Source organism: Streptomyces sp. NPDC090108, from assembly GCF_044747185.1.
Taxonomy (GTDB): domain Bacteria; phylum Actinomycetota; class Actinomycetes; order Streptomycetales; family Streptomycetaceae; genus Streptomyces.
Genome location: NZ_JBIVDQ010000001.1, coordinates 323,957 through 349,814, shown reverse-complemented (window position 1 = coordinate 349,814; position 25,858 = coordinate 323,957). Strand labels below are relative to the sequence as shown.

16 protein-coding genes and 1 pseudogene are annotated in these 25,858 nt (G+C 72.5%); 8 read left to right on the top strand and 9 right to left on the bottom strand.

Annotated elements, in window-relative coordinates:
* Positions 1-105: 105 nt before the first annotated feature.
* Both ACIPRD_RS01470 and ACIPRD_RS01465 read right to left on the bottom strand, forming a co-directional pair.
* The gene (locus ACIPRD_RS01470) at positions 106-795 is read right to left on the bottom strand and encodes a response regulator (RefSeq protein ID WP_356411717.1); all 690 of its coding nucleotides are present in this window, start codon (positions 793-795) and stop codon (positions 106-108) included.
* Positions 792-2,429 (bottom strand): ATP-binding protein, encoded by a 1,638-nt coding sequence (locus ACIPRD_RS01465; RefSeq protein ID WP_401558990.1) that lies wholly within the window; start codon positions 2,427-2,429, stop codon positions 792-794. The genes ACIPRD_RS01470 and ACIPRD_RS01465 overlap by 4 nt, the downstream gene beginning before the upstream one ends.
* Before the next feature lie 261 nt (positions 2,430-2,690).
* Between ACIPRD_RS01465 and ACIPRD_RS01460 the strand changes: the two genes are divergently transcribed.
* Positions 2,691-4,082: a cation:dicarboxylate symporter family transporter gene (locus tag ACIPRD_RS01460; RefSeq protein ID WP_401560000.1), complete on the top strand. Its 1,392-nt coding sequence runs from the start codon at positions 2,691-2,693 to the stop codon at positions 4,080-4,082.
* A gap of 115 nt (positions 4,083-4,197) precedes the next feature.
* On the opposite strand, the gene ACIPRD_RS01455 is transcribed toward ACIPRD_RS01460, so the two are convergent.
* Positions 4,198-4,821, bottom strand: a complete 624-nt coding sequence (locus ACIPRD_RS01455; RefSeq protein WP_401558988.1) for a TetR/AcrR family transcriptional regulator — start codon at positions 4,819-4,821, stop codon at positions 4,198-4,200.
* 128 nt (positions 4,822-4,949) lie between these two features.
* Here ACIPRD_RS01455 and ACIPRD_RS01450 point away from each other — a divergent pair.
* The 6 genes and pseudogenes from ACIPRD_RS01450 to ACIPRD_RS01425 form a co-directional block, all read left to right on the top strand.
* Positions 4,950-6,614 (top strand): annotated as a pseudogene (locus tag ACIPRD_RS01450) (MFS transporter); the annotation flags it as partial.
* 462 nt (positions 6,615-7,076) lie between these two features.
* On the top strand, positions 7,077-7,841 hold the full coding sequence (locus ACIPRD_RS01445; protein WP_356411727.1) for a DUF2127 domain-containing protein: 765 nt from the start codon (positions 7,077-7,079) through the stop codon (positions 7,839-7,841).
* A gap of 37 nt (positions 7,842-7,878) precedes the next feature.
* Positions 7,879-8,340: a MerR family transcriptional regulator gene (locus ACIPRD_RS01440; protein ID WP_401558986.1), complete on the top strand. Its 462-nt coding sequence runs from the start codon at positions 7,879-7,881 to the stop codon at positions 8,338-8,340.
* Positions 8,337-8,672: a thioredoxin family protein gene (locus tag ACIPRD_RS01435; RefSeq protein WP_401558983.1), complete on the top strand. Its 336-nt coding sequence runs from the start codon at positions 8,337-8,339 to the stop codon at positions 8,670-8,672. The genes ACIPRD_RS01440 and ACIPRD_RS01435 overlap by 4 nt, the downstream gene beginning before the upstream one ends.
* 199 nt (positions 8,673-8,871) lie before the next feature.
* Positions 8,872-11,127, top strand: a complete 2,256-nt coding sequence (locus tag ACIPRD_RS01430) for a HelD family protein (RefSeq protein WP_401559997.1) — start codon at positions 8,872-8,874, stop codon at positions 11,125-11,127.
* 327 nt (positions 11,128-11,454) lie between these two features.
* Positions 11,455-11,934 carry a CAP domain-containing protein gene (locus tag ACIPRD_RS01425; RefSeq protein WP_356411733.1) on the top strand — a complete coding sequence of 160 codons (480 nt, stop codon included), beginning with the start codon at positions 11,455-11,457 and terminating at the stop codon, positions 11,932-11,934.
* A gap of 103 nt (positions 11,935-12,037) precedes the next feature.
* On the opposite strand, the gene glgB is transcribed toward ACIPRD_RS01425, so the two are convergent.
* The 4 genes from glgB to ACIPRD_RS01405 form a co-directional block, all read right to left on the bottom strand.
* Positions 12,038-14,548, bottom strand: coding sequence for a 1,4-alpha-glucan branching enzyme (gene glgB, locus ACIPRD_RS01420; protein ID WP_401558980.1), 2,511 nt, complete (start codon positions 14,546-14,548; stop codon positions 12,038-12,040).
* Positions 14,545-16,011: a maltokinase gene (locus ACIPRD_RS01415; protein WP_401558977.1), complete on the bottom strand. Its 1,467-nt coding sequence runs from the start codon at positions 16,009-16,011 to the stop codon at positions 14,545-14,547. Before ACIPRD_RS01415 ends, glgB begins: the two co-directional genes overlap by 4 nt.
* Before the next feature lie 87 nt (positions 16,012-16,098).
* Positions 16,099-17,817, bottom strand: coding sequence for a maltose alpha-D-glucosyltransferase (gene treS, locus ACIPRD_RS01410; protein WP_401558974.1), 1,719 nt, complete (start codon positions 17,815-17,817; stop codon positions 16,099-16,101).
* Positions 17,814-19,970 carry a maltotransferase domain-containing protein gene (locus ACIPRD_RS01405; protein WP_401559995.1) on the bottom strand — a complete coding sequence of 719 codons (2,157 nt, stop codon included), beginning with the start codon at positions 19,968-19,970 and terminating at the stop codon, positions 17,814-17,816. Before ACIPRD_RS01405 ends, treS begins: the two co-directional genes overlap by 4 nt.
* A 662-nt stretch (positions 19,971-20,632) precedes the next feature.
* Here ACIPRD_RS01405 and ACIPRD_RS01400 point away from each other — a divergent pair.
* Positions 20,633-23,251 (top strand): glycosyltransferase family 1 protein, encoded by a 2,619-nt coding sequence (locus tag ACIPRD_RS01400; protein WP_356403862.1) that lies wholly within the window; start codon positions 20,633-20,635, stop codon positions 23,249-23,251.
* A 116-nt stretch (positions 23,252-23,367) separates the two neighbouring features.
* On the opposite strand, the gene ACIPRD_RS01395 is transcribed toward ACIPRD_RS01400, so the two are convergent.
* Both ACIPRD_RS01395 and ACIPRD_RS01390 read right to left on the bottom strand, forming a co-directional pair.
* A complete protein-coding gene (locus ACIPRD_RS01395; RefSeq protein WP_356403865.1) occupies positions 23,368-23,889 on the bottom strand; it encodes a DUF1990 domain-containing protein in 522 nt (173 codons plus the stop codon).
* A 115-nt stretch (positions 23,890-24,004) separates the two neighbouring features.
* Positions 24,005-25,654, bottom strand: coding sequence for a M4 family metallopeptidase (locus tag ACIPRD_RS01390; protein WP_401558971.1), 1,650 nt, complete (start codon positions 25,652-25,654; stop codon positions 24,005-24,007).
* Positions 25,655-25,858: the final 204 nt, after the last annotated feature.

Sequence of the window (25,858 nt, the reverse complement as noted above, 5' to 3'; positions counted from 1 at the left end):
TACCGCTTTCTGTCCCGGACCGCAGCGCCCGGCGGTCCCGGGTGGCACCGCCCGGCCCGTGGCTGCCCCTGCCGTCCCTGCCCCGGGCCGTCCGCCGCGGCCGGCTCACCGCGCCCGGATCCACCGGTACTGGAGCTCCGGCCGCCCCACCGTCCCGTACTGCGGGCTCCGCGCCGCCCGCCCCGAGCCGACCAGGTGCTCCAGATAGCGGCGGGCCGTGATGCGCGAGATGCCGACCGCCTCGGCGACACCGCTCGCCGTGAGGCCCTCCCCGCTGTCCCGCAGCACCCCAGTGACCCGCTCCAGCGTGGGCGCGCTCAGCCCCTTCGGCAGCGCCGCCGGCGCGGGGGCCCGGAGCACGGCCAGCGCCCGGTCCACCTCGTCCTGGCCGCTCGCCTCCCCGGCCGCCGCGTGGAACTCCGCGTACCGGACCAGCCGGTCCCTGAGGGTCGCGAAGGTGAACGGCTTCAGCACGTACTGGACCACCCCCAGCGAGACCCCCTCCCGGACCACCGCCAGGTCCCGGGCGGACGTCACCGCTATGACGTCCGCGTGATGCCCCGCCGCCCGCAGCGACCGCGCGAACTGCAGGCCGTGCACGTCCGGCAGGTGCAGATCGAGCAGGAGCAGATCCACCGCCGTGCGGTCCAGGATCCGCCGGGCCTGCGCTCCCGTGTGCGCCTTGCCGACGGTGACGAAACCCGGCACGCGCCCGACGTAGAGCACGTGCGCGTCGGCGGCCACCGGGTCGTCCTCGACCACGAGGACCCGGATGGGGCCGGTGCCGTCCGTCATGCGCCGCCTCCCGCCGCCGGGGCGGTACCGGCCGCCGTACGCAGCGGCAGCCGCGCCTCGAACACCGCTCCGCCCTCCTCGGCCTCGTCCACCGTCAGCGTTCCGCCGAGCCGGGTGACCGCCTGCCGTACCAGGGCCAGTCCCAGGCCCCGGCCGCCGGGCCGGGCCGGTTTCGTGGAGAACCCCGCCTGGAACACCAGGCCCACATGGGCGGGGTCGACCCCCGGACCGGTGTCCGACACACGCAGCACCAGTTCCGTGTCCGGGGCGCAGGCCGTCACCGTCACCCGGGCCCGCGGGCTGCCCTGTGCCGCGTCCACCGCGTTGTCGATCAGGTTGCCGAGGACGGTGACCAGGTCGCGGGCGCCGATCCCGGACGGGAGCGGGCCGTCGGACGGCCGGCTGTCCGGCGACACGATCAGTTCCACGCCCCGCTCGTTGGCCTGGGCCGTCTTGCCCAGCAGCAGCGCGGCCAGGACGGGTTCGCCCACCGCGGCCACCACCTGGTCGGTCAGCGCCTGCGCCAGCTCCAGTTCGGCCGTCGCGAACTCCACGGCCTCCCGCTCCCGGCCCAGTTCGATCAGCGAGACGACCGTGTGCAGCCGGTTCGCGGCCTCGTGCGCCTGGGAGCGCAGGGCCTGGGTGAACCCGCGCTCCGAGTCCAGCTCGCCCATCAGCGACCGCAGTTCGGTCACGTCGCGGAGCGTGACCACCGTGCCCCGGCGCTCACCGCCGGAGACCGGGGAGGTGTTGACGACCAGCACCCGGGACTCGGTCAGGTGCACCTCGTCCACGCGCGGCTCGGACGACAGCAGCGCCCCGGTCAGCGGGGCCGGCAGTCCGAGGCCGGCCACCGAGTGTCCGACCACCTCGTCCCCGCCGTCCACGCCGAGCAGTTCCCGGCCGCCGTCGTTGATCAGCGCCACCCGGTACTGCCCGTCCAGCATCAGCAGCCCCTCGCGCACCGCGTGCAGGGCCGCCTGGTGGTAGTCGTACACGCGGCTCAGCTCGGCCGCGTTCATGCCGTGGGTGTGCCGGCGCAGCCGGGCGTTGGTGACGTAGGTGCCGACCGCGCCCAGCAGCAGGGTGCCCCCGGCGAACAGCAGCAGGGTGGCGACCTGGTCCTGGACCCGCGCGCTGATCGCCTCCACCCTGATGCCGGCGCTGACCAGGCCGACGACCCGGCCGTTCTCCTTCACCGGCGTCACCGCGCGGACGGACGCGCCGAGGGTGCCGGTGTAGGTCTCGGTGAAGGTGCGTCCCCGCTGGGCGGGCGCGATACGGCCGAGGAACGGCCTGCCGATCTGCTCGCGGTCGGGGTGGGTCCAGCGGATGCCCCGCGGATCCATGATCGTGACGAAGTCGACGTCCGCGTCCCGGATGACCTGGAGCGCGTACGGCTCCAGCTCGGCGGAGGGGTCGGGAGTGCGGATCGCCGCGCGCACCGAGGGGGCGTCGGCGATCGAGCGCGCCACCGCGGTCACCTGGCGGACCGCGGCGTCCTCGGCCTGCCGCTCGTCGCTGACGTAGGTGAACAGCGCGTACCCGGCCACGACCACCGCTATGAGCACGGCCTGCATGGCGAACAGCTGCCCGGCCAGGCTGCGGGGCCGGGGGACGACGGCGAGACGCATCCCGCCAGTGTGCCCGGCCGGAGGGACGCGGACGCACCCGCCCGTCCCTGTCGGCGTCCCCGAGCGCGTCCCCGAGGGGCGCGCGCCTCGGGGACGCGGTCGGGCGCACGCGGCCCGGACCGTGCGTTTCCGGCCGCGCCGGCTGCCGGATTCCGGCCGGATCCCCGTGAACGAAATGAACGGAAGGGTGACCGCCCTCACACGGCGGGAGATAGTCACGGCATTCCCCCGCACCGCCCGGACGTGAGCCGCACGCCGGTGATGCCGACGAAGACGTCAAGGAGGGCAGCCGTGGCCGCCAGCACCCCCGATACGGCACCTGCCGCACCCGCTGTGAAGCGGGACCGCACCCATTACCTGTACATAGCCGTCATCGTGGCGGTCGCGCTCGGCATCGCCGTGGGACTCGTCTGGCCCGACGCCGGGGTCGAGCTCAAGCCGCTGGGCACCGGCTTCGTGAACCTGATCAAGATGATGATCTCGCCGATCATCTTCTGCACGATCGTGCTGGGCATCGGCTCCGTGCGCAAGGCCGCGAAGGTCGGCGCCGTCGGCGGCATGGCCCTCGGCTACTTCCTGGTGATGTCGATCGTGGCCCTGGCCATCGGTCTCGTCGTCGGCAACGTGCTGCACCCCGGCGAGGGCCTGCACCTGACCGCCGCGCTCAAGCAGACCGGGCACGCGCAGGTGTCCGCCGACGCGCTGCCGCCCGTCGACTTCGTGCTGTCGATCATCCCGGTCACCTTCGTGTCCGCCTTCACCGAGGGTCAGGTCCTGCAGACCCTGCTGATCGCCCTGCTCGCCGGATTCGCGCTGCAGGCGATGGGTTCGGCGGGACAGCCGGTGCTGCGCGGGGTCGAGCACGTCCAGCGACTGGTGTTCCGCATCCTGTCGATGGTCATGTGGGCGGCGCCCATCGGTGCCTTCGGCGCCATCGCGGCCGTCGTCGGCTCGGCCGGCCTGGACGCGCTCAAGAGCCTCGCCGTGCTGATGCTCGGGTTCTACCTGACCTGCTTCCTCTTCGTCTTCGTCGTGCTCGGCGCGCTGCTGCGGATCGTCTCCGGGGTCAACGTCCTCGCCCTGTTCAAGTACCTCGCCCGCGAGTTCCTGCTGATCCTGTCGACCTCCTCGTCCGAGTCGGCGCTGCCGCGGCTCATCGCGAAGATGGAGCACCTCGGGGTGAGCAAGGCGGTCGTCGGCATCACCGTGCCGACCGGCTACTCCTTCAACCTCGACGGCACGATGATCTACATGACCATGGCGTCGCTCTACATCGCCGACGCCCTCGGCACGCCGATGTCGGTGGGCGAGCAGATCCCGCTGCTGCTGTTCCTGCTGCTCGCCTCCAAGGGCGCGGCGGGCGTCAGCGGCGCGGGGCTCGCGACGCTGGCCGGCGGCCTCCAGTCGCACAAGCCCGCGCTGGTCGACGGCGTCGGCCTGATCGTCGGCATCGACCGCTTCATGAGCGAGGCACGCGCGCTGACGAACTTCGCGGGCAACTCCGTGGCCACGGTGCTGATCGGAACCTGGACCAAGGAGATCGACCCGGAGCGGGTGAAGCGGGTGCTCGCGGGTGAGCTGCCCTTCGACGAGACCACGCTGCCCGACGAGGAGGGCTCGGCGCCCGAGCCCAAGGAGCTCGCCACGGCGTGACGCCGCCGGGGAGCGCCGCTCCCTCTGGACCCCGTACGTCCGGACCCGCCTGAACCGGGGCCGGACGTACGGCTTTTCCCGTCTCCGGCGGGCCCGCGGTCCTTGAGCGTGCCGTCTACGGCTTCGCGCTCACCGACGCCACCAGGTCGCCGGCCTCCGCGGCCGGCATGCCCGAGGCGGTCAGCAGGGTGAGCGTGGCCGCGCGGCCCGCCTCCTCCGCCGGGATCAGACCGTCGTTGACCGCTTCCATCACACCGAACATCATCTGCTCCTGCGCGTACGCGAGGGCCGGTGCGGGCAGCGGGGAGCTGAACACGCCCTCGTCCAGGCAGCGTTGCAGCAGCCTGACCTTGTCCTCGCGCAAGGGGGCGAGCCGTTCGCGGATGCCCTGCACGGTGACCGTGCGCTGGGCGAGCGCGACCAGCAGACGGTAGCGGTCGGCGGCCGCCCACATCGCGAGCACCGAACGGGCCAGCGCCTCGGCCGCGTCCGTGACCCCCGCGCGGGCGCCCGAGTCCGCCTCCGTCAGCGCCTGCACCGCCTCGTCGGTGAGCGTGGAGATCAGCGCCTCCCGGCTCGGGAAGTGCCCGTACACCGTGCGCCGCACGACACCGGCGGCGCGGGCGATCTGGTCCATCGAGGCGTCGGGGTCGCGCAGCAGCTCGGCGAGTGCGACGTCGAGGATGCGGCGCCGGTTGGCGTCCGCGCGGCTGCTGTTACCCGTGGTCATGGCAGTCATTGTGCACGCCCCTCTCGGTCCCGTTCATTTGCACAGCGTTGTGCAGCGCCGTATATTGCACATCGTTGTGCAATTGCACGCCACTGTGCAAGTCGAGCACCGTGCACGCGAGAAGGGCGACCCCTGTCATGCGACTCGTCATGTCCGAACCGGTCGGGAGGACGGACCGGCCCTATGCCCGGCGCTGGTGGGCACTGCTCGTGCTCTGCCTGAGCCTGCTGATCATCGTGATGGCGAACACCGCCCTCACGGTCGCCGCGCCCGACATGACCCGGGACCTGGGCCTGTCCAGCGCCGACCTCCAGTGGGTGATCGACGGCTACACCGTGCCGTACGCGGCGCTGATGCTGCTGCTCGGCGCGATCGGCGACAAGTACAGCCGGCGCGGGGCGCTCGTCCTCGGTCTGCTCGTCTTCGGCGGCGGCGCCGTCTTCGGCAGCCTCGCGGACAGCTCCGCGACCGTCATCGCGGCCCGCGCCGTGATGGGCTTCGGCGCGGCGCTGATCATGCCCGCCACGCTCTCCCTGCTCGCCGCTACCTTCCCGCGCGCCGAGCGCGCCAAGGCCATCACCCTGTGGACCGCCACTGCCGGGCTCGCCATCGCCGCGGGCCCCGTCGTCGCCGGCGCGTTGCTGCGTGGCCACGGCTGGTCCTCCACCTTCCTCATCAACGTGCCCATCGCGGCCGTGGCGATCGTCGGCGCCCTGGTGCTCGTGCCGCCGTCGAAGGCCGGCCACCGTGACCGCATCGACTACGTCGGCGGGCTGCTGTCGGTGATCTGGACCGGCTCGCTGGTCTACATGATCATCGAGGGGCCGCACTTCGGCTGGGGCGCCAAGGCCGTCACCGCGGCGGTCGTCGCGGGCCTCGGGCTGATCGCCTTCGCGCTGTGGGAGCTGCGCCACCCGCACCCCATCCTGGACGTGCGCCGTTTCGCCGACCGCCGCTTCGCGGGCTCCAACCTCGCCGTCGCCCTGTTCTTCCTCGCCGTCTTCGGCGCCTTCTACTACCTCACCCAGCACCTGCAGTTCGTGCTCGGCTACGACGCGCTGGAGACCGGCGTACGGATGCTGCCGCTGGCCGGCGCGGTCTTCGTGGGCTCCGCCCTCACCGGCTGGCTCACCCCGCGCGTCGGCATGAAGTGGACGGTCACCGCGGGCATGGTCGGCGGCACCACCGCCCTCGCCCTGCTGACGCGGGTGGACGCCGCCTCGACGTACGGCGACTTCGTCGCGCCCCTGATCATCCTCGGCCTCGCGATCGGCCTCGCCCTCTCGCCCTGCACCGACGCGATCATGGGCTCCTTCCCCGAGTCCCAGCTCGGCGTCGGCGGCGCGGTCAACGACACCTCGCTGGAGCTGGGCGGCTCGCTCGGCATCGCGATCCTCGGCTCGCTGCTCGCCACGTCGTACGGCGACCACCTCACCGACGCCACCGCCGGCAGCCGGCTCCCGGCGAGCGCGCTGGACACCGCGAAGGACTCGGTCGGCGCCGGGTACGCCGTCGCGCAGGGCATCGGCGACAAGGCCCAGCAGCTGGCCGCGCGGGCGGCGCACACCGGTGACCCGCAGCAGGCCGCGCAGCTCAAGCAGCAGGCCGCCCAGCTCGCGGGCGGTGCCCGGCAGATGGCGGACGCCGTCGGCGCCTCCTTCTCCGACGCGGTCGCCCACACCAGCCTGATCGGCGCGGTGATCCTGGGCGCCGGAACCCTCCTGGTGGCCTTCCTGCTGCCCCGCCGCGAAGCGACCGCCCCGGCGGCGGAGGCCGCGGAGCCCGCGGAGCCCGTGGAAGCCGCGGAAGCCGTGGAAGCCGCGGAAGCCGCGGAAGCCGCGGAAGCCGCGGAGGTCACCGGGGCCGCTGGGGCCGCCGAGGCCCGGGAGCCCGCGCGGGCCGCGGAGGCTGCCGCCGCAGAGCCCACGGAAGCCGCCGAGGTCACGGACCCCGCTCAGGCCGCCGAGGTCACCGAGCCCACGGCAGCCACCAAGGCCACCGCGGCCGCCGGAGCCACCACGGAAGCGGTCGACGCCACGGACGCCGCCGGTGACGCGCAGGGCGTGGCGGACGCGGCGGACGCGGCGGACGCGACCGAGGGCCGGGCGAAGGAGGCCGCGGACAGCGCCGCCCGCTGATCCCCGCGCCACCGCCCGCCGCCCCCGTCGTACCGCCGTCCGCGCGGATCCACTAACGTGCCGAGCCGGAACAACCGGCACGGCACGTCGGTGCGTGTGCGAGAACGCGGTACGGAGGCACGGGGGATGAAGATCGACTGGGACCGGCGCACGTGTGCGCGCAAGGGGCATGTGACCTACGCGCCCGACGATCCCCGGCTGCGGGTGCGGCTGCGCGCCGACACCGGGCTCGGGGAGGTGTGGCGCTGCCTGCGCTGCGGTGACTTCACGCTCGGCGAGCCGCACGGCTCGGGACCGGCCGCCGAGGCGCCGCTCGTCCCGCGCGGGAAGGTGCTGCGGGACCTGTTCATCCTGCGCTTCCTCGCGGTCGAGCGCGCGGTGCGCGGTGTGTTCATCGTGCTGGTCGCCGTCGCCGTCTGGCGGTTCAGCAACAGCCAGGACGCGGTCCGCCGGCTCTTCAACGAGTACCTGGACGCCTTCCGTCCGGTGTTCGTGCACTTCCACTACGACCTCGACCACTCGCCGGTCGTCGGCTCCGTCCAGAAGGCCTTCGGTTACCGGCATTCCACGCTGCTGCTGGTCGCCGGCCTGCTGCTGGCCTACGCGCTGATCGAGCTGATCGAGGCCGTCGGCCTCTGGTACGCCAAGCGCTGGGCGGAGTACCTGACCGTCGTCGCCACCGCGGCCTTCCTGCCGCTGGAGGTCTACGAGCTCACCGAGCACGTGAGCTGGCTGAAGATCGCCACGCTCGTCCTCAACATCCTCGCGGTGATCTACATCGCCGTCGCCAAGCGCCTGTTCGGGCTGCGCGGCGGGCGCCGGGCCTTCGAGGAGGAGCGGCGGAGCGCCTCCCTGCTGGAGGTCGAGGAGTCCGCGGGAGTGGCCGGCTGACCCGCGCGGCGGATCCTGTGCCGCCGCCCGTCTTGCCTTGACGCCGACGTCAGCCCCTACGGTCGCAGGCACGCGAATCGGCGAGCCGGCCGCACGGACCGGGACCACCACCCGCACCCTGCGTTACTACGAGAGGCGCGGGCTGCTGGCCGCGCGGCGCGACGCCAGGGGGCACCGCACGTACGACGAGGACGACGTCAGGCTGCTGCGGCAGATCCGGACGCTGCGGGACTTCGGGTTCGACCTGGAGGAGACGCGGCCGTTCGTGGACTGCCTGCGGTCAGGGCATCCGCAGGGCGACTCCTGCCCCGCGTCCCTGGCCGTCTACCGGCGCAAGCCGGCGGAGCTGGACGCGCTCGTCGGGCAGCTGACCGCGGTGCGGGAGACCGTCGCGGCCCAGCTGCGGCGGGCCGAGGAGGCCCGGGACGGGCCGGCCGCCGACGCGTCGGCTCCGGGCGGTCCGGAGCCTCTGTGCGAGCTGGGAGGGCGGCGGCGATGATCAAGGCGGACGGCGTGGCGGCGGTGGGGGACGCGGACTTCGAGGCGGAGGTGCTCCGCTCGGAACTGCCGGTACTGGTGGAGTTCACCGCGGACTGGTGTCCGCCGTGCCGGCAGATGGGGCCGGTGCTCGGCGCGCTGGCGGCACAGGAGGGCGAACGGCTCGAGGTCGTCCAGGTCGACGTGGACACCGATCCGGAAACGACGAACGCCTATCGCGTGCTGTCGATGCCGACCTTCATGGTTTTCCAGGGAGGTGAACCGGTCAGGGTGATGGTGGGCGCGCGCCCCCTGCGCCGGCTGCTGGCGGAATTGGCCGACGTGCTCCACTGACCCGTACGACGGCTCCCACAGGCCCTGCGACAAGGGGCCGGGCATCAAAAAATCCCCCGTGCAATGGAGTGCGGGGGATTTTCGTGCGTATACTTGATGGTTCGCGACTTCTTTGTGAAAAGGTCGCGAAGAAGTTCACTGACCACAGTATATCCGGGCGGGAGCGGAATTGTCAAACACCGAATTTCCGGACGATGAATTGCGGCACGAGCAGGAATTCATCGACGGACTGTACGCGCGCGTGGACGCGCTGCGGGGCGACGCCGAGACCTCGGTCGCGGACGCGCTCGCGCAGGGCAACACGCCCATGCAGGCCCGGCTGGAGCGGGACATCCTGGTCGCCGAGCGCTCGGGACTGCTCGCCGCGCTGAACGCCGTCGACGGCTCGCTCTGCTTCGGGCGGATCGACCTGTCCGACGGCACGACCCACCACATCGGCCGGATCGGGCTGCGCGCGGACGACGCCGAGCACACGCCCGTCCTCATCGACTGGCGGGCCGACGTCGCCCGCCCCTTCTACGTGGCCACCGGCCACACCCCCATGGGCCTGCGCCGCCGCCGGCACATCAGCACCGACGGCCGTACCGTCACGTCCCTGCACGACGAGATCCTCGACCTCGGCGACGCCACCCGCACCGGCCACGAGGACCCCACGGGCGACGCCGTGCTGCTGTCCGCGCTGAACTCGGCGCGCACCGGCCGCATGGGCGACATCGTGCGGACCATCCAGGCCGAGCAGGACGAGATCATCCGGGCGCCGCACCGCGGCGTGCTGGTCGTGGAGGGCGGTCCGGGCACCGGCAAGACGGCGGTGGCGCTGCACCGCGCGGCGTATCTGCTCTACGAGCACCGCGAGCTGCTGGCCCGCCGTGCCGTGCTCATCGTCGGCCCGAACCCGGCCTTCCTCGGCTACATCGGCGAGGTGCTGCCCTCGCTCGGCGAGACCGGGGTGCTGCTGGCCACCGTCGGCGAGCTGTTCCCGGGCGTGAAGGCCACCGCCACGGACACCCCGGAGGCGGCCGCCGTGAAGGGCCGCGCCGGCATGGCCGACGTGCTCGCCGCCGTCGTACGCGACCGGCAGGCGCTGCCCGACCCGGTGCTCACGATCGAGCACGACCGCGAGGTCCTCATGCTCGACGAGGGCCTGGTCGGCGTCGCCCGCGAGCGCACCCGCGCCGCCGGACTGCCGCACAACGCGTCCCGCGAGTACTTCGAGGGCCACCTGCTCAACGCGCTCACCGAGCTGTACGCCGAGCGCGTGGGCACCGACCCGTACGACGGCAGCAGCCTGCTGGACGCCTCCGACATCACCCAGATCCGCGACGAGCTCGCCGAGAACCCCGAGGTCTGGGCGGCCGTCGACCGGCTGTGGCCCCGGCTCACCCCGCGGCGCCTGGTCGCCGACTTCCTCGCCGAGCCGGACGGCCACCTGCCGCCGGAGGACGCCGACGCGATCCGCCGCCCGGTGACCCGGGAGTGGACGGTCGCCGACGTGCCCCTGCTCGACGAGGCGGCCGAACTCCTCGGCGAGGACGACCGGCCGGCCAAGGCCCGCGCGGACCGCGAGCGGGAGGAGCAGATCGCCTTCGCGCAGGGCGTCCTCGACGTGTCGTACGCCTCCCGCACCTACGAGTTCGAGGACAAGGAGGAGGACGACCCGGAGGGCTCCGAGGTCCTGTCCGCGCACGACATCATCGACGCCGAGCGCTTCGCCGAACGGCACGAGGAGGGCGACCACCGCAGCGCCGCCGAGCGCGCGGCGGCCGACCGCACCTGGGCGTTCGGGCACATCATCGTCGACGAGGCCCAGGAGCTGTCGCCGATGGCCTGGCGGCTGCTGATGCGGCGCAGCCCGACCCGCTCGATGACCCTGGTCGGCGACCCCGCGCAGACGGCCGAGGCCGCGGGCGTCGGCTCCTGGCGGGGCATCCTCGAACCGTACGTCGAGGACCGCTGGGAGCACACCCGGCTCGGCGTCAACTACCGCACCCCCGCCGAGATCATGGACGTGGCGGCGGCCGTGGTGCGCGCGGACGACCCCGGCTTCGAGCCGCCGAGTTCGGTCCGCTCCACCGGCGTGCGGCCCTGGGCGCGGCACGCGGGCGACGACCTGCCCGGCGCGGTGGCCCGCGCCGCCGGCGAACTCACCCCCGAGGAGGGCAGGTTGGCGGTGATCGCCCCGCGCGGGCTGCACCCCGCGCTGGCGGCCCGGCTGGACGGGGTCACCGCCGGGGCCGAGCCCGACCTGACCCGGTCCGTCGTCCTCCTCGACCCGCGTCAGGCCAAGGGCCTGGAGTTCGACTCGGTCCTCGTCGTCGAGCCCGGCGACTACGGCACCAGCGACCTCTACGTGGCCCTGACCCGGGCCACGCAGCGGCTCGGGGTGCTGCACACCGGGGAGCTGCCGAAGGCGCTGGAGGAGGCCTTCGCCCGGCCCGCGACCGCAGGCCGGTGACCGCAGCCCCGTGACCGCGGGCCCGTGGCGTGCGCGCGGCGGCCGGACAGCCGCTCCGGCCGCCGCGCGCACGCGCCACGGCACACCGGTGCGCGCACGCCCGGAGTGCCGTGGTCCCGTTACTCCGGTCGTGGGACCACGGCACCGGGCGTACGGTGGAGTGGAGCGAGCGCAGGCGCCGGGCACATCCCTATGACCCGCCGCGGGAGACAGGGTTCAGACGGGCGCTCGCCGTACGTGTCCGTGCCCACCACGCCGACCCGTCGACATCTCTCACGGGAGTCCGGGGGACACCTCGCCGATACCGCCGATCGAAGGGGCATTCCCATGCGGATCACGTCCACACGCGTGCGCTGTCTGTGCGCCGTCGCCTGCGCCGGACCGCTGCTGTTCGCGGGAGCGGCCGGAGCGGGCGCCGCGACGGCCCTCGCACCCACCGCCTCGCCCTCCGAGATCCTCCAGCTGGTCAACGCCGAACGGGCCAAGGCCGGCTGCCCCGCACTGAACGAGAACGCGCAACTGACCAAGGCCGCACAGGTCTTCGCCGACGACGCGAGCAAGAACCACCTGACGAACCACACCGGTTCCGACGGCTCCAGCATCCAGCAGCGCATGAAGGACGCGGGCTACAACCCGTCCTCCGGCTCCGAGAACATGTCCTGGGGCACCACCGACGCCCAGAAGATCCTCGACGGCTGGAACAAGAGCGCGGCCCACCGCGGCACGATCGTCAACTGCTCCTACAAGGACACCGGCGTCGCCGTGAGCGGCGACTACGCCGTCCAGGTCTTCGCGACCCCCGGCTGACCGACCGGGCGGCCGGCCCGGGCGGCGCCCGGGCCGGACGGGGAAGGGGGCCGAGGGGCATCACCCCCGGCCCCCTTCCCGCTGCCTCAGGCTCTCCGCCGCCTCAGGCCGGGCGCAGCCACACCGTCGCCAGGGGCGGCAGGGTGAGGCGGATGCTCGCCGGCCGGCCGTGCCAGGGCTGGGCATCGGGTTTCACGGCGTCCGGGTTGGTGACGTCACCGCCGCCGTAGCGTGCCGCGTCGGTGTTGAGGACCTCCTGCCAGGCCGGGACGTCCTCGGGGACGCCGAGGCGGTAGTCGTGGCGGACCGCCGGTGACAGGTGGGAGACCGCGAGGAGCGGGTTCCCCGCCGCGTCGTACCGCAGGAACGCCAGGACGTTGTCGTCGGCCGCGTCGCCCGTCACCCAGCGGAAGCCGGCCGGGTCGGTGTCCCGCTGCCACAGCGCCGGGGCCTGCCGGTAGCGGGAGTTCAGGTCGCGGACCAGGTCGCGCACCCCCCGGTGGTCCGCCGCGGCGCCGTAGGCCGGGTCCAGCAGCCACCAGTCGGGGCCGTGCGCCTCCGCCCACTCGGCGCCCTGCGCGAACTCCTGCCCCATGAACAGCAGTTGCTTGCCGGGGTGGGCCCACATGAAGCCCAGGTAGGCGCGGTGGTTGGCGCGCTGCTGCCACCAGTCGCCGGGCATCTTCGACACCAGCGACCGTTTGCCGTGGACGACCTCGTCGTGCGAGATGGGCAGGACGTAGTTCTCGCTGTAGGCGTACACCATGGAGAACGTCATCTCCTGGTGGTGGTAGGCCCGGTGCACGGGATCGTGGCTCATGTACCCCAGCGAGTCGTGCATCCAGCCCATGTTCCACTTCAGCCCGAAGCCGAGGCCCCCGAAGCCGCTCGGGCCCTTGTGGTGCGTGGGCCGCGTGACCCCGTCCCAGGCGGTGGACTCCTCGGCGATCGTCACCACCCCGGGGCAGCGCCGGTAGACGGTGGCGTTCATCTCCTGGAGGAAGGCCACCGCGTCCAGGTTCTCCCGGCCGCCGAAGCGGTTCGGCGTCCACCGGCCCGGCTCGCGCGAGTAGTCGAGGTAGAGCATCGAGGCGACGGCGTCCACGCGCAGCCCGTCGATGTGGAACTCCTCGCACCAGTACACGGCGTTCGCCACCAGGAAGTTGCGCACCTCGCGCCGGCCGAAGTCGAACTCCAGCGTGCCCCAGTCGGGATGGGCGGCCCGCAGCGGATCGTGGTGCTCGTACAGCGGGCGTCCGTCGAACTCGGCCATCGCCCACTCGTCGCGCGGGAAGTGCGCGGGCACCCAGTCCATCAGCACCCCGATGCCCGCCTGGTGCAGCCGGTCCACCAGGTACCGGAAGTCGTCCGGGGTGCCGAGCCGGGCCGTCGGCGCGTAGAAACCGGTGACCTGGTAACCCCAGGAGCCGCCGAAGGGGTGCTCGGCGACCGGCATCAGCTCCACGTGCGTGAAGCCCAGATCGGTGACGTACGCAGGGAGCTGCTCGGCGAGCTGCCGGTAGGTGAGACCGGGACGCCAGGAGGGCAGGTGCACCTCGTACACCGAGAACGGCGCCTCGTGCACGGGGGTGTCGCCCCGGTGCGCCATCCACTCGGCGTCGCCCCACTCGTGGTGCGAGGCGTCCACGATCGAGGACGTGGCCGGCGGCACCTCCGTACGGCGGGCCAGCGGGTCGGCGCGCAGCGTGCGCGAGCCGTCCGGGCGGGTGATCTCGAACTTGTACAGCTCACCCTCACCGACGCCGGGCAGGAACAGCTCCCACACCCCGGACGAACCGAGCGAACGCATTGGGAACCCGCTCGCGTCCCAGTAGTTGAAGCCCCCCGCGACTCGGACGCCCCGCGCGTTCGGTGCCCACACCGCGAAGCGGGTGCCCGTCACCCCCTGGTGGGTCATGACCCGCGCCCCGAGCGCCTGCCACAGCTGCTCGTGCCTGCCCTCGCCGATCAGGTGCAGGTCCAGTTCGCCCAGCGTGGGCAGGAAACGGTAGGCGTCCTCGGTCTCGTGCGCGGTGCCGTCGTACGTCACGAGCAGGCGGTAGGCCGGTACACCGGCCAGCGGGAGCAGCCCGGAGAAGAAGCCGTCGCCGTCGTCGTGCAGCTCCGCCCGGAGCGTGCCGGACACGACAGTGACCGCCCGCGCGCAGGGCCGGTAGGCGCGGAACGCGACGCCGCCGGGGACCGGATGCGCGCCGAGCACGGCGTGCGGGGCGTGGTGGGTGCCGCTCAGCAGCCGCTCACGGTCGCCGGCGTCGATCGCGGGCGACACGGCGATCTCCGTCCCGGCGGCCGGCGCGCTCTCCGGGGATCCGGCGTCCGGCGCGGTCCCGAATGCCTCGGTGCCCCCGGCGTCCGGCGCGGTCCCGAGGGGTTCGGCGAGCCCGGCCTCCGCCGCGGGCTCCGTGTGCGCCGCTTCCGACGGGGCCGGGTCGGGCTCCGGGGTGCGGGCGCGCGGGACGGCGGCCGCGGCGGGCGCGGCGGAGCCGCGCGCGCCCCGGTCCGCGTTCCCGCTCCCGTTCCTCTTCCTGGCGGACTTGCTCGTGGACTTGCTCGTGGACTTGTTCTTCGAGCGGGCGGGCTTCTTGGACGTCACGGACGAGTCTCCCGGGGGGGTCGGGGCAGGTCGGGCCGGACAGGGGGAGCCGCGGCGAGGCGGTGGACCGCGGCGAGCGGGACGGCGAGCCAGTCGGGGCGGTGCCGGGCCTCGTACACGACCTCGTAGACCGCCTTGTCGGTCTCGAACGCCCGCAACAGCACCGGGTCGGTGCGGGGATCGGTCCCCGAGACCTCGGCGTACCCCGAGCAGTAGGCGGCCCGGCAGGTGTCCGCCCACGCCGGCGCGGGCGGCGCCGCGGAACGGGCCGCGTAGTCGAAGGAGCGCAGCATCCCGGCGACGTCCCGCTCCGGCGGCTGCGGCATGCGCCGTTCCGCCAGCGGCCGGGCCGGCTCCCCCTCGAAGTCGATCAGCGACCAGGTCCCGCCGCCGTCCGGCGCGTCACCGCCGTCACCGGACGGCGAGCGCAGGCACTGGCCGAGGTGGAGGTCGCCATGGACGCGCTGTGCGGTCCAGGTGTGGCCCTCCGCGGCGAGCGCGGCCAGCGCGTCGAAGGCCGACCGCAGACCGCTCTCGTACGGCACCAGCGCGGGCACCGCCGTGACCGCCGCCGCGAGCCGTTCGCGCATGCCGTCCACCAGCGGCCCGAGCTGGGCCTGTCCGAGGGTCGCGGTGGGCAGCGCGCGGGCGAGGGCGGTGTGCACCTCGGCGGTGGCCCGGCCGAGCGCCCGCGCCTCGGCCGCGAAGTCCTCGCCCTTGGCCAGCTCGCGCAGCGCCAGCTCCCAGCCGTCGGCCGCGCCGTTCACGAACGGCTGGAGGACGGCCAGGACATACGGCTCCTCACCCAGCTCGGCACGGATCCACGCCGTCGGCGCGGGCACCCGGGCGCAGCCCTCGCGGGCCAGCGCGAGAGGGAGTTCCAGATCGGGGTTGACGCCGGCCACGACCCGGCGCAGCAGCTTCAGGATGAAGGTGTCGCCGTAGACCACCGAGGAGTTGGACTGCTCCGTGGTGAGCAGCCGGGCCACGAGCCCGTCCCGGATCTCCTGGTCCGGTTCCCGCTCGAAACGCAGGACGCCCACGCGGGCCCGGGTGCGCAGGGCCTCCAGCAGCACCTGGGCCGGCCGGGGGTCGTGGAGGGCGTCGTACACCGTGCGGCCGGCGAGCGGGCCGTCCGTCACATGGCCGATCAGCGCGGGCGCGAGCCGGGGCGGCAGCGCCTCGCGCACGCCTATCAGCAGTTGGTAGCAGTCGCCGGGGTGCGGCGGGGCGCCGGGCGCGGGTGGCTGGTGCACCCGCAGGAGCAGGTGGTACAGGCCCATCCGCCCGGTGCCGGGGAGGAGTTCGGTGACGGCCACGGGGGTGAAGCCGGTGAGCGGGCGCCCCTTGCCGGCGAACCAGCGCTGCCGGGGCAGCCACTGGCGCAGCAGGGGATCGAGCGAGGAGAGAAGGTGTCCGGCAGGGCCGGTGGTGGTGTCGGAGGGGGTGACCGTTTCCGCCATGGGCGTCATGTCCTTTCCCCGGATCGTCGGGGGATGTCTGTCGCGTGCCCCGGGCGGGACGGCGGAAACCGGCCCGCCCGGGGGCCGCTACACCGTGTCGCGGCGCAGCCGGAACCAGTAGAAGCCGTGTCCCGCGAGGGTGAGCAGGTACGGCAGTTCACCGATCGCGGGGAAGCGCACCCCGCCGATCAGTTCGACGGGGTGCCGCCCGTCGTAGGCCCGCAGATCGAGTTCGGTCGGCTGCGGGAACCGGGAGAAGTTGTGCACGCACAGCACGAGGTCGTCTCCTCCCTCCTTCGACAAGGGGGCCTCCCGTAGGAAGGCGATCACCGCCGGGTTCGTCGACGGCAGCTCGGTGTAGGACCCCAGTCCGAAGGCAGGATTCTGCTTACGGATCTCGATCATGCGGCGGGTCCAGTGCAGCAGGCTGGACGGCGAGGACATGGCGGCCTCGACGTTGGTGACCTGGTAGCCGTGGACGGGGTCCATGATCGTGGGCAGGAACAGCCGGCCGGGGTCGCAGGAGGAGAATCCCGCGTTGCGGTCGGGGGTCCACTGCATCGGGGTGCGTACCGCGTCGCGGTCGCCGAGCCAGATGTTGTCGCCCATGCCGATCTCGTCGCCGTAGTAGAGGATCGGCGAGCCGGGCAGGGAGAGCAGCAGCGCGGTGAACAGCTCGATCTGGTTGCGGTCGTTGTCGAGCAGGGGCGCGAGACGGCGGCGGATGCCGATGTTGGCCCGCATCCGCGGGTCCTTGGCGTACTCCGCCCACATGTAGTCGCGTTCCTCGTCGGTGACCATCTCCAGGGTCAGCTCGTCGTGGTTGCGCAGGAAGATGCCCCACTGGCAGTTCGACGGAATGGCGGGGGTCTTGGCCAGGATCTCCGAGACGGGATGACGGGACTCCCTGCGCACCGCCATGAAGATGCGCGGCATCACGGGGAAGTGGAAGGCCATGTGGCACTCGTCGCCGCCGGAGGCGTAGTCGCCGAAGTAGTCGACCACGTCCTCGGGCCACTGGTTGGCCTCCGCCAGCAGCACCTTGTCGGGGTACTGGTCGTCGATCTCCTTGCGGACCCGCTTCAGGAACTCGTGGGTCTCCGGCAGGTTCTCGCAGTTGCTGCCCTCCCGCTGGTACAGGTACGGCACGGCATCGAGACGGAGCCCGTCGATGCCGAGGTCCAGCCAGAACTTCAGCGCGGAGATGATCTCCTCCTGCACCACCGGGTTCTCGTAGTTCAGATCCGGCTGGTGCGAGAAGAAGCGGTGCCAGTAGTACTGCTTGCGTACGGGGTCGTACGTCCAGTTGGAGGCCTCGGTGTCGACGAAGATGATCCGGGCGTCCTGGTACTGCTTGTCGTCGTCGGCCCAGACGTAGTAGTCCCCGTACGGACCGTCCGGATCGCGCCTGGACTCCTGGAACCACGGGTGCTGGTCGCTGGTGTGGTTCATGACGAAGTCGATGATGACGCGCATGCCGCGCTGGTGGGCGGCGTCGACGAACTCCACGAAGTCGGCGAGGTCGCCGAACTCGGGGAGCACGGAGGTGTAGTCCGAGACGTCGTAACCGCCGTCACGGAGCGGCGACTTGAAGAAGGGCGGCAGCCACAGGCAGTCGACTCCGAGCCATTGCAGGTAGTCGAGCCGGGCCGTCAGGCCCTTGAGGTCGCCGACACCATCACCATTGCTGTCCTGGAAGGAGCGGACCAGCACCTCGTAGAAGACGGCGCGCTTGAACCACTCCGGGTCCCGGTCCTTGGCGGGAGTGTCCTCGAATGTGTCCGGGACGGGCTCGTTGACGATCATATGGCGGGTGACCCCCCGATCTGCGGGTTGGACGGTCGCAGAACCGAGAAGACATGCGCGGGTCGACGACCCGGTTCGAGTCGCACATAGTTGGCCCTGCCCCAGTGAAAGGATTCGCCGGTGAGCAGGTCGCGCACCGGTACCGACTCGTGCCATTCCAGGCCGAGTTGCGGCATGTCCAACGACACCGTGGCCTCCTGGGTGACGTGGGGGTCGAGGTTGACGACCACCAGAAGCGTGTTCGAACCGCTGCGTTTCGAGTAGACGATCACCTCGTCCTTGTCGGCGTGATGGAAGTGCAGGTCGCGCAGCCGGCGCAGGGCCGGGTTCTCCCGCCGGATGGTGTTGAGGCGGGTGATGAGGGGGGCGATGGTGCGGCCCTCGCGTGCGGCGGCTTCCCAGTCGCGGTGGACGAGCTGGTACTTCTCCGAATCGAGGTAGTCCTCGCCGCCTTCCCGCAGCGCGGTGTTCTCGCACAGTTCGTAGCCGCTGTAGACGCCCCAGGACGGGGACAGCGTGGCGGCGAGGACGGCGCGGATCTCGAACGCGGGGCGGCCGCCGTGCTGGAGGTAGGCGTGCAGGATGTCGGGGGTGTTGGCGAAGAAGTTCGGCCGCATGTACGAGGCGGCCTCGCCCGACAGCTCGGTCAGGTACTCGGTGAGCTCCTGCTTGGTGTTGCGCCAGGTGAAGTACGTGTACGACTGCTGGAAACCGACCTGCGCGAGGGTGTGCATCATCGCGGGGCGGGTGAACGCCTCGGCCAGGAAGATGACGTCCGGGTCGGCGCCGTTGATCTCGCCGATGACCCGTTCCCAGAACACGACCGGCTTGGTGTGCGGGTTGTCGACGCGGAAGATCCGCACCCCGTGCTCCATCCAGTGCCGCAGCACCCGCACGGTCTCCGCGACCAGCCCGTCCATGTCCGCGTCGAACGCGACCGGGTAGATGTCCTGGTACTTCTTCGGCGGATTCTCCGCGTACGCGATCGTGCCGTCGGGACGGTGGTGGAACCACTCCGGGTACTTCTGCACCCAGGGATGGTCGGGAGAACACTGCAACGCGAAGTCCAGAGCGATCTCCAGCCCCAACTCCCGTGCCCGGCCGACGAAGTGGTCGAAGTCGTCGAGCGTGCCCAGATCGGGGTGGATCGCGTCGTGACCGCCCTCGGGGGAGCCGATCGCCCACGGCACACCGACATCGTCCGGCGTGGCGTCCAGGGTGTTGTTGCGGCCCTTGCGGAACGTGGTGCCGATCGGGTGCACCGGCGGGAGGTAGACGACGTCGAAGCCCATGTCGGCGATCGCCTTCAGCCGCCGGGCCGCCGTCCGGAACGTGCCGTGCGGCTGCTCCGCCGTCCCCTCCGAGCGCGGGAAGAACTCGTACCACGACCCGTACAGGGCACGCTCCCGCTCCACGAGCAGCGGCATCACGTCCGAGGCCGTGACCAGCTCCCGCAGCGGGAACCGGGTCAGCACCTCCGCCACCTCGGGCGTCAGCGCCGCCGCGAGGCGCCAGGCGGCGGGACGGCCGTCGTCGCGCAGGGCAGCCGCCGCGTCCCGGACGACACCCCGCTGCGGCTCGGGGACCCCCCTGGCCGCACGCTCGTGGAGCCGCGCGCCCTCCTCCAGCACCGAACCGGTGTCGATGCCCGCCGGAATCTTGATCCGCGCGGTGTGCCGCCAGGTCCCGATCGGGTCCGACCAGGCCTCCACCGTGTAGGTCCAGCGACCGGGCTCGTCCGCGCTGACCGTGGCACCCCAGCGGTCCGTGCCCGGGGCGAGCTCCCGCATCGGGACCCGTGAGGCCTCCCGTCCGTCGGGGCCGCGCAGGACGGCATGGGCGGCGACGGCGTCGTGCCCCTCCCGGAACACGGTGGCCGACACCTCGAACGGCTCATCGGGCACCGCCTTCGCGGGCCGGCGTCCCTGCCGTACGGCGGGGCGGACGTCGAGGACGGGAATACGGCCGAGAACCGTGCCCCCGGCGGCCGGCGCGGGAGTCGCACCCGGCCCGCCCGTCCCGTGCGCCACCCGTTCCGCCCGTGTCGCCGCGGGGAGTGGCCCGACCGCTTCCGCCGGCGGCACCGGTGCGGCCGGTTCGGTCCGCGTCCCCCGTGTCACCGGCGTGTCCGGCGTCACCGGACCGCCCGGCATCCCCTGGGTCACGGGCCCGGAGCGCTTCTCCCGGCGGGGGGAACGGCCCTGGGGCGGCTCGTGGGCGGGGGCCGCGCGGTCACGGGCCGGGGCCGGTCGCTCCGGTGACGGTGGTGCGCCTGCGGTGTCGCCGGTGTCCGGCTCCACCGGTTTCCCGCTGGCCTTCCTGCTGGTGGTCGGGCGTGCTGACGAGTGGTGCGTGGCGGGCATGACCGCTCCTGTCCGCGTCAACGTGGGTGTGGGCGGATGGATGGGCGACGTGGGTCCTGCGGCTGTGCGGGACTGCGCCTTCGGGGTCGTACCGGAGGAGCCTTCCCAAGTGTTTCGGGTGGGCAATCCGGCACTTTGTTAACTACTCGCGCGTATGTCTACGTACAAGACCGGCCCCTTTTTCCGGTTTCCCACCCACAAGGCATCAACTCCCCTCCGTCTGCCCGGGGATGGGCGGGGAGGGGCGGATACCGGACAGCGGCGGGGGGCGCGGTCGCGGGGGCGGAGGGGCCGGCTCCGCTGAGGGTGCCGTTCCGTTCCGATCCGTCCCGTCCCGACCGCTTCACCCGGATGCCTCCCCACCGACGCCCCGGTAACCACTACCGTCGAAACTGACGACGAGACGTACAGCGCCGTGCGTCTCACCCGCGACACGCGTCCTAGGTGGAAGAGTGAAGGCGATCCGTCGGTTCACCGTCCGTCCCGTTCTCCCCGAACCCCTCCGGCCGCTCAGCGACCTGGCGCGCAATCTGCGCTGGTCCTGGCACGCGGAGACGCGCGATCTGTTCCAGTCCGTCGACCCCGAGCACTGGGCCGCCGCCGAGGGCGACCCGGTCCGGCTGCTGGGCCGGGTGGGTCCCGCGCGGCTCGCCGAGCTGGCCGAGGACCGGCGGTTCCTGCGCCGGCTGACCGCGGCCGCCGACGACCTGCACGACTACGTGACCGGCGACCGCTGGTACCAGCGCCAGGGCGACGGCCTGCCCGCGGCCGTCGCCTACTTCTCGCCCGAGTTCGGCGTCACCGCCGCCCTGCCCCAGTACTCCGGCGGCCTCGGCATCCTCGCCGGCGACCACCTGAAGGCGGCCGGTGACCTCGGCGTGCCGCTGATCGGGGTCGGACTGCTCTACCGGCACGGCTACTTCCGCCAGACCCTGTCCCGGGACGGCTGGCAGCAGGAGCACTACCCGGTGCTCGACCCCAACGAGCTGCCGGTCACCCAGCTGAAGGAGGCCGACGGCACCCCCGCGGGCGTGTCCCTCGCGCTGCCCGGCGGCCGGGCGCTGCACGCCCGGATCTGGGTGGCCCAGGTGGGCCGGGTGCCGCTGCTGATGCTCGACTCCGACGTGGAGGAGAACGACCTCGGCGAGCGCGGTGTGACCGACCGGCTCTACGGCGGCGGCAGCGAACACCGGCTGCTCCAGGAGATGCTCCTCGGCATAGGAGGTGTGCGGGCCGTACGGACCTACTGCCGGCTCACCGGGCACGCGGAGCCCGAGGTGTTCCACACCAACGAGGGGCACGCCGGCTTCCTCGGCCTGGAGCGGATCGCCGAGCTGTGCGCGGGCGGCCTCGGCTTCGACCCCGCGCTGGAGGCCGTACGCGCCGGGACCGTGTTCACCACGCACACCCCCGTGCCCGCCGGCATCGACCGGTTCGACCGGGATCTGGTGGCCCGGCACTTCGGGCCCGACGCCGAGCTGCCGGGCATCGACGTGGCGCGCATCCTGGCGCTCGGCATGGAGACGTACCCGGGCGGCGAGGCCGGCCTGTTCAACATGGCCGTGATGGGCCTGCGGCTCGCCCAGCGGGCCAACGGGGTGTCGCTGCTGCACGGCCAGGTCAGCCGGGAGATGTTCGCCGGACTGTGGCCGGGATTCGACGCCGAGGACGTGCCGATCACCTCGGTCACCAACGGGGTGCACGCCCCGACCTGGGTCGCGCCCGAGGTGCTGCGCCTGGGCGCCCGGCAGATCGGCGCGCACCGGGCCGAGGACGCGCTGACCGTCGGCGGCTCCGAACGCTGGGACCTGGTCGCGGACATCCCCGACCAGGAGATCTGGGAGCTGCGCCGCACGCTGCGCGAACAGCTGGTCATGGAGGTGCGCGACCGGCTGCGCGTCTCCTGGCGGCAGCGGGGCGCGGGCAACGCGGAGCTGGGCTGGATCGACGGCGTGCTCGACCCCGACGTGCTGACCATCGGCTTCGCCCGGCGCGTGCCGTCGTACAAGCGGCTGACGCTGATGCTGCGGGACCGGGACCGGCTGACGCGGCTGCTGCTGGACCCGGAGCGGCCGGTGCAGATCGTCGTCGCGGGCAAGGCGCACCCGGCGGACGACGGCGGCAAGCGGCTGGTGCAGGAACTCGTGCGGTTCGCGGACGAGGCGCGGGTCCGGCACCGGATCGTCTTCCTGCCCGACTACGGCATGGCGATGGCGCAGAAGCTCTACCCGGGCTGCGACATCTGGCTGAACAACCCGCTGCGCCCGCTGGAGGCCTGCGGCACCTCGGGGATGAAGGCCGCCCTCAACGGCTGTCTCAACCTCTCGGTGCTGGACGGCTGGTGGGACGAGTGGTTCCAGCCGGACTTCGGCTGGGCGATCCCGACCGCGGACGGCTCGGCCATGGACACCGACCGGCGGGACGACATCGAGGCGGCCGCCCTGTACGACCTGCTGGAACAGCGGATCACCCCGCGCTTCTACGAACGGGGACGCGCGGGACTGCCCGACCGCTGGATCGAGATGGTCCGCCAGACCCTGACCCTGCTCGGTCCGAAGGTGCTGGCCGGCCGGATGGTCCGCGAGTACGTCGACCGCCTCTACACCCCCGCCGCCCAGGCCCACCGCGCGCTGACCCCGGACACGGCGCGTGAGCTGGCCGCCTGGAAGGGCAGGGTGCGGGCCGCGTGGCCCGGGGTGAGCGTCGACCACGTGGAGGCCACGGCGACGACGGCCACCGCGGAGCTCGGCACCAGCGTGGGTCTCCGGGTGCGGGTGGCGCTCGGCGACCTGACCCCGGACGACGTCGAGGTGCAGGCCGTCTCCGGCCGGGTCGACTCCGCCGACCGGATCACCGACGCCGGCAGCGTGCCGCTGAAACCGGTCGGCAACCCCGACCTGGAGGGCCGCTGGCTCTACGAGGGCCCGCTCTTCCTGGACCGCACCGGCCCGTACGGCTACACGGTGCGCATCCTCCCCTCCCACCGGCTGCTGGCCTCAGGCGCCGAACTGGGCCTGGTGGCGGCGCCGTCGGGAGAGGCGGCGGAAGGAGCGGGCGTGCTGATGCGGTGACCCGGCGTCGCGAGGGCCGAGCGGCGCGGTGACCGGGTGGCGGGCTGAGCCGGTGACGTGGTGACGCCCGCGGACGCGGCGCCGTGCGGACGCGGCGCCGTGCCCGGACCTGCCGCTCAGTCCTCCCGCAGATGCGCGGTCAGCCGCTTCAGCACGGTGCCGCAGCGGCGGGCGTACGCGTGCTGCAGACCACGGGTCGCCGCGCCGCCCGCCCGGGCGTACCACCGGTGGGCGCGGCTGAAGGCCGCCACCGTCAGCCAGACCGTGCCGTCGCCGGTGCGGTCGACCACGAAGGCCTCCTCGCCGGACTCGGGGTGGCCGGCGAGGGTGCCGTAGGCCCAGCCCGCGCGGCGGTCCTCCTCGACGGTCCAGACGACACGGCAGGGGGCCCGGACGATGCCGGCCAGCGTGACGGTGACGTCGACGTCGGGGGCGGCGCGGTCGGCGGAGCTGTCGATGCCGACGCCCAGCGCGCGGTGCATCTCCCAGGTGAGGACCGCGTCCGCGGCCCGCCGGAAGAGTTCCTGGCCCTCGCCGAGGCGGGTGCGGACGAACAGGGGACGGAAGCCGGGCGGGCAGAACGTCAGGTCACCGTGGGTCGCGCCGACCGGCTCGTAGGTGAAGGGCGCCGAGGACATGGTTCACAAGAGTAGGGCGGTACCCGGAACCTGCTCCTCCCGGGTACCGCCCCACCGCAGCTACTCGGCCACTGCCAGGACCTCACGCGGCCACGGCTCGGCCCTCACGCGGCCGCTACGAGACGTTGACCGCCGACCAGGCCGCCGCCACCGCGTTGTACTCGGCGCTGCCGGAGCCGTACAGCGCGGCCGCCGCGGACAGGGTGCCGGTGCGGGCCGACTTGTAGTTGGTGGTCGACGTGAAGTACGTCGTCAGCGCCTTGTACCAGATCTGCAGCGCCTTGGCGCGGCCGATGCCGGTGACGGTGGAGCCGTTGGACGTCGGGGAGTTGTAGCTGACGCCGTTGATGGTCTTGGCGCCGCTGCCCTCGCTCAGCAGGTAGAAGAAGTGGTTGGCGACGCCGGACGAGTAGTGCACGTCGAGGTTGCCGACGCCGGAGGACCAGCTGTCGGCGGAGCCGCCGTCCTTGCTGGGCTTGTCCATGTAGCGCAGCGGGGTGCCGTCGCCGTTGATGTTGATCTTCTCGCCGATGAGGTAGTCACCGACGTCGGAGGAGTTGGCGGCGTAGAACTCGACGCCGGTGCCGAAGATGTCGGAGGTGGCCTCGTTCAGACCGCCGGACTCACCGCTGTAGTTGAGGCCGGCGGTGTTGGAGGTGACACCGTGGCTCATCTCGTGGCCCGCCACGTCCAGCGAGGTCAGCGGGTGGTTGTTGCCGCTGCCGTCGCCGTAGGTCATGCAGAAGCAGCTGTCGTCCCAGAACGCGTTCACGTACTGGTTGCCGTAGTGGACGCGGGAGTAGGCGCCGACACCGTTGTTCTTGATGCCGCTGCGGCCGAAGGTGTTCTTGTAGAAGTCCCAGGTCTCCTGGGCGCCGTAGGCGGCGTCGGCCGCGGCCGTCTGGTCCGTGGTCGAGCTGGAGGCGGTACCGGTGCCCCAGACGTCGTCCGCGTCGGTGAACAGGGTGCCGGCGCTGGAGGTCGTGGTGTGCGACTTGTTGTACGTCTTGTGCCCGCCGCGCGTGCCGTCGGTCAGCTGGTACGTCGAGCCCGACAGCGTGGTGTTGAGGCTGACGGTGCCCGAGTACAGCGTCTTGCCGGTGCCGGTCTCGATGCCCTGGTACTCGAAGAGCTTCTTGCCGGTCGCGGCGTCGGTGATGACGTGCAGCTGGTTCGGGGTGCCGTCGTCCTGGAGGCCGCCGACGATCGTCTCGTAGGCGAGGACGGGCTTGCCGGAGCCGGCCCAGATCACCTTGCGCGCGCCGTCCGAGGCGGACTTGGCGGAGCCCAGAGTTCTGGCGGCGCTCAGCGCCTGCTTCTCCGCCTTGGCGGCGGTGATCTGCGGCTTGAGCGAGGCCACCTTGATCGCCGACTTGGCGGCCTTGGTGACGCCCTCCGTACGGCCCGACTTGGCGGTGTGGACGACCAGGTCGCCGCCGAGCACCGGGAGTCCGGCGTAGGTGCGCTCGTAGCGGGTGTGGACGGTGCCGTCGACGTCCTTGACGACGTCCTTGACGACCAGCTTCTCCTTGGCGCCGAGGCCTATGGAGCGGGCGGTCTCGGACGCGCCGGACTGCGCCTGCTGGATCAGCGTGGTGCGGGCCGAGGCCGACAGCGCGGTGGGGGCGGCCGAGAGGGGCTTGGCCGCGGCGGTGGGCTGGGCGGTGGCGCTGGTGGACAGGCCGGTGGAGAGCAGGGCACCTGCGGCGACCGCGGTGGCGATGGCGAGAGTGGTGCGGTTGCGACGCGCGTAGAGGGGGCTCACAGAAGCTCCTTCATGTGGGGGAGAGCCGGTCGGTGTGGGGTTACTGGCCGGCGATCTGGGTGGTGAAGTTGCTGTGCTGCTGCGGCGGGTGGAGAGAGAGTGACACCAGGGACGCGTACATGTCATGACCCTGCTGTGATGTTGGCCGAAAGTGAACTGCCGGTGAATGTTGCGGGGCTGTGAACGGGTGCCGCCCGGGGAATC